The sequence below is a fragment of the Syntrophomonas sp. genome (assembly GCF_028707975.1).
Taxonomy (GTDB): domain Bacteria; phylum Bacillota; class Syntrophomonadia; order Syntrophomonadales; family Syntrophomonadaceae; genus Syntrophomonas.
Map to the genome: position 1 here is coordinate 1 of NZ_JAQVZX010000124.1, position 4,555 is coordinate 4,555.

Annotated in this window: 5 protein-coding genes; all 5 read left to right on the plus strand. The window is 46.8% G+C overall.

Features of this window, described 5'->3' with window-relative positions; translation table 11 throughout:
• The first annotated feature begins 91 nt into the window (after positions 1–91).
• The 5 genes from PHP87_RS10810 to phoU all read left to right on the plus strand — a co-directional run bounded on the left by PHP87_RS10810 (position 92) and on the right by phoU (position 4,399).
• Positions 92–964 (plus strand): phosphate ABC transporter substrate-binding protein, encoded by an 873-nt coding sequence (locus PHP87_RS10810; RefSeq protein ID WP_299921240.1) that lies wholly within the window; start codon positions 92–94, stop codon positions 962–964.
• Between the two features lie 33 nt (positions 965–997).
• Complete coding sequence (pstC, locus tag PHP87_RS10815) at positions 998–1,984, plus strand: phosphate ABC transporter permease subunit PstC (RefSeq protein WP_299921242.1); 987 nt, start codon at positions 998–1,000, stop codon at positions 1,982–1,984.
• Positions 1,971–2,807, plus strand: coding sequence for a phosphate ABC transporter permease PstA (pstA, locus tag PHP87_RS10820; protein WP_299921244.1), 837 nt, complete (start codon positions 1,971–1,973; stop codon positions 2,805–2,807). Before pstC ends, pstA begins: the two co-directional genes overlap by 14 nt.
• Positions 2,808–2,841: 34 nt before the next feature.
• Positions 2,842–3,585, plus strand: a complete 744-nt coding sequence (gene pstB, locus PHP87_RS10825) for a phosphate ABC transporter ATP-binding protein PstB (protein ID WP_299921248.1) — start codon at positions 2,842–2,844, stop codon at positions 3,583–3,585.
• 130 nt (positions 3,586–3,715) lie between these two features.
• Positions 3,716–4,399 (plus strand): phosphate signaling complex protein PhoU, encoded by a 684-nt coding sequence (phoU, locus tag PHP87_RS10830; RefSeq protein ID WP_299921246.1) that lies wholly within the window; start codon positions 3,716–3,718, stop codon positions 4,397–4,399.
• Positions 4,400–4,555 lie beyond the last annotated feature (156 nt).

Below are 4,555 nucleotides of genomic sequence, written 5' to 3' on the forward strand. Positions count from 1 at the left end.
ATTTTATGTAAAGGCCATTCTTAACAATATGCTGATAGCATGGAAGTTAGAATTGGTGCATCAATATCTTCAATAAGGAGGAATGTAAAAAATGTATTCAGAGAAGTTGAGAAGGGTAGGAAGTTTTCTCATATTGGGATTGCTGCTTTTAGCCCTGGTTTTTACCAGCGCCTGCAGTAAAAGCGAGTCGGAAGCGGAATCCGGAGTCAAGAACGAGGTAAAGGGCAAACTCCAAGGGTCCATAACCATTGCGGGCTCAACCTCAGTCCAACCTTTCAGTGAAGTATTAGCAGAAGAATTTCAGAAAAAAACCCCGGGCGTTAAGATTAATGTTCAGGGCGGAGGCTCCAGTCAGGGAATTGAAACCGCCATCAGCGGAGCTGCCGATATAGGTGCCAGTTCGAGGAAACTTAAGGATGAAGAAAAGAAGGCGGGTTTAAAAGAAACGCTCATAGCCCTGGATGCCATAGCTATTGTGGTTCACCCCTCCAACCAGCTCAATGAATTGAAAATGGAGGATCTGAGAAACATTTACCTGGGCAACATCGTTAACTGGAAAGAACTGGGCGGAGCTGACACTCCCATAAGCATAGTCTGCCGTGAAGAAGGTTCCGGAACCAGGGGAGCTTTCGAAGAGATTGTCATGAACAAGCAGGATATTTTCGCCAAGTCCTTGATTCAAAACTCCACCGGAGCAGTCAGAACCACAGTTGCCGGCGACAAGAATGCGATTGGTTTCGTTTCACTGGCGGCAGTCGATCAAGATGTCAAGGCCCTGAAAATTGATGGAGTTCTCCCGGCTGTTGACAATGTCAAAAACGGCAGCTACAAAATCTCCCGGCCTTTTATTTACTTAACCCGGGCCGCTTCGGACAATAAAATAGCCGATGCCTTTATTGAATTTGTTCTCAGCGATGAAGGTCAAAGCATACTGGGCAATGAAGGCGCCATCAGCATAAAATAGCGACATTTTGGTGAAGCAGGTGAGCTTATTTAAATGAACGGCATAATTGGAGGAGAAATCATAGCAGCAAAACAGCATAACAATCTTGAGGGCAAATCGCAGTTTCTTCAAACCGGGAGATGGGAGAGGGGATGGGGCTTTCTCTGGAAAAGCAAAGCGGAATATATTTCCGAAAGCCTGGTGGAAAAGCTCCTGATGCTCAGCGCAGTTGTATCCATTATGGCATTGCTGCTCATAAGCGTTTTTATATTCTCCCGGGGGGTTCCGCTAATTGCTAAAGTGGGGTTGGGGGATTTCCTGTTTTCTTTGGAATGGAGGCCCACCCAGGGAGTCTTTGGCATTGGCGCCATGTTTATCGGTTCTCTGGTGCTTACCCTGGCATCTTTAGTCTGGGCGGTACCACTGGGGCTTTTAACGGCAGTTTTTATGGCCGAGATAGCTCCGCCGCCGTTGATTAGAATAATGACCTGCATGGTCAACCTTTTAGCGGGTATTCCCTCAGTAGTTTACGGTTTTTTCGGCCTGGTTATCATTGTACCGCTTATTCGCAATTATCTGGGAGGAACCGGAATGAGTGTTTTGGCTGGAGCCGTTATTTTGGGGATAATGATATTACCTACCATTATAAATATTTCGCAGGATGCTATACAGGCAGTACCCCGTGAATATAAAGAAAGCTCTCTGGCCCTCGGAGCCAGCCATTACCAGACCATTGGTCGGCTTATCCTCCCGGCTGCCAGTTCAGGTATTATTACCGCAGTTGTTTTGGCTATGGGCCGGGCCATTGGGGAAACTATGGCTGTGGTGATGGTAACCGGGAACGCTCCCATAATACCGGATAACCTGCTCGCGCCGCTGAGAACTATGACCAGCAACATTGTGCTGGAAATGGGCTACGCTGCCGGCGACCACCAGGCAGCTTTATTTGCGACCGGTGCCATACTCTTTATTTTCATTCTCTTGCTTAACCTGGTGCTTAATTCTATTAGAAGGGCGGGGAAACGCTATGCCGGGAACTAGGATGGGGGAAAAAGCGTTGACTTGCCTGTTATGTCTGTCAGCTCTCATAATTGTTGGGATTCTATTGGCAGTCGTGGGCTACATTGTTTATAAAGGCCTGGCTATGATTAACCTGGATTTCATAATGCAGGCCCCCAAACGAGCCGGCAAAGAGGGGGGGATTTCCAGCACCATAGTGGGAACCCTCTACCTTACGGTCTTGTCTCTGGCCATTGCCACGCCGCTGGGGGTTGGCACCGCTATTCACCTGGAGGAATATGCCCATAAGGAAAGCTATTTTGCTTTCCTGGTCAAGCTCACCGCTGAAACTCTGGCGGCCATACCCTCGATTATGTATGGCCTCTTCGGGTTTGTGTTTTTTGTAATTTATTTGAAGCTGGGCTGGTCCATATGGTCCGGAAGCCTGACCCTGGCAATTATGGTTTTGCCTACTATAACAAGAACCGCGCAAGAAGCTATACTGAGTGTGCCCCGGGAGTACCGGGAAAACAGCCTGGCCCTGGGGGCCAGCAAGTGGCAGACGATTAGAAAAATCGTTATACCGGCGGCTGTTCCCGGTATCGTGACCGGTATTATCCTCTCGCTGGGACGGGCTATTGGAGAGACCGCAGCGGTTCTATTGACTGCGGGCACTTCCCTGGGCATGCCTTTAAGTCCGGCAGATCCGGCCCGCAGCATGTCCGTACATTTATACATGCTGGCCATGGAAGGGCTTTCGATGGAAAGGGCTTTTGGAACCGCCTTTTTAATAATTATTCTGGTACTATTTATAAACTACCTGGCCAACCGGAGCATGAGCCTTTTATCTCACAGCGGCGGGTAACTCGGAGGTGAATGAATTGGAAAAGGCTGTTAAGATGAAAAGCCGGGAACTTAACCTGTTTTATGGCAATTTTCAGGCTCTATATAATATTAATATGGATATAGAAGAAAATCGGGTAACGGCTTTGATCGGCCCTTCAGGCTGCGGCAAGTCCAGCTTTTTACGCTCCTTAAACCGTTTAAATGAATTGATTGAGGGCAGCCGTATCAGTGGTGAAGTCTTTTTGGACGATTCAGCTATTTACGAAAAAGGAATAAACGTGGTGGAACTGCGTAAAAAAGTGGGGATGGTTTTTCAGAAACCGGCGGTTTTCCCCATGTCCATTTATGAAAATGTAGCCTATGGACCGCGAATTCATGGGATAAAGAGGCGCGGCGAGCTGGATGAAATAGTCTGCCGGAGCCTGCAATCGGCCAACCTCTGGGATGAAGTCAAAGACAGGCTGCATGTTCCGGCCAGGCAGATGTCAGGGGGGCAGCAGCAACGTTTGGTTATTGCCCGGGTGCTGGCGGTGCAGCCCGAAGTTATATTGATGGATGAGCCGGCCTCCGCTCTGGACCCCATTTCCACCGCCCGTTTGGAAGAATTGATTGCTATTCTGAAAACCCGTTATACTATAGTGATAGTAACTCATAATATGCAGCAAGCAGCGAGAGTTTCCGATTATACCGGGTTTTTCCTTGACGGTTGCCTGCTGGAGTTCAACCGTACGGAGGAATTATTTCTCAATCCCCGCCATAACAAAACTGAAGATTATATTACCGGACGCTTTGGATAGGACGGAGGACGGAAAAAACTTTTGTATATTCATGCAGCCCTTATGCAACAAAAAGGGTTTTTTGCAGTGGAGTCAAGCATATGTTGATGGCTTTTTAAGTGATTTAGTAAAACGAAAGAGGATTTGAAAAATGCTAAATGAAACCCTGGCCTGTGATATGGAAAAACTAAAAGAGGAAATCCTTAAAATGGGAAGACTTTTGGAAGAGCAATTGTATAAGGCGGTCAAATCCCTGGTGGAGAAAAACCTGGAATTGGCCCAGGAGGTAATTGCCCATGATGATCTCATTGATCAGATGGAAATGGATATTGAGAAAAAATCTTTGGGAATCCTGGCATTGAAACAACCCATGGCCAGTGATTTGCGTCTTATAGGGACGGCTTTGAGGATAATCGTGGATATCGAGCGAATGGCCGACCATGCCGAAGATATTGCTCACCTGACCATAGCTCTTTATGATCAGGTTTATATTAAGCCCCTGATTGATATACCCCGTATGGCCGCTATTGTGCAAAAGATGCTGGAAAAAGCTCTAAACGCTTTTGTTAATCATGATGTAAACCTGGCCATGAGTCTTATTCCCCTGGAAGAGGAGATAGACAAGCTCTACGACCAGATTTTTCGCGAACTTCTGTCTTATATGATGCAAGATCCTAAAAACATTCCCCAGGCAACTTCGTTGCTGCTGGTTTCCGGTCATATCGAAAGGATTGGCGACCACGCCACCAATCTGGCGGAAATGGTGGTTTATTTGGTTGAGGGAAAGCGTATAGATTTGAACCGCATGGCCCGGAAATCAAGATTGGAGGACTAGAAAAGCATAAAGCCAAACGTCGCTCATAAGCTATTACCAGGTTTTAAACCTGGTTTTTTTCTTTTGAAGGAAAAAGGGGTGTAAATGGAGAAATACACCATGATTGCAGATTAGCAGGGGGTATTATTTATGGAGGATAAAAAAATTCAAATCAAC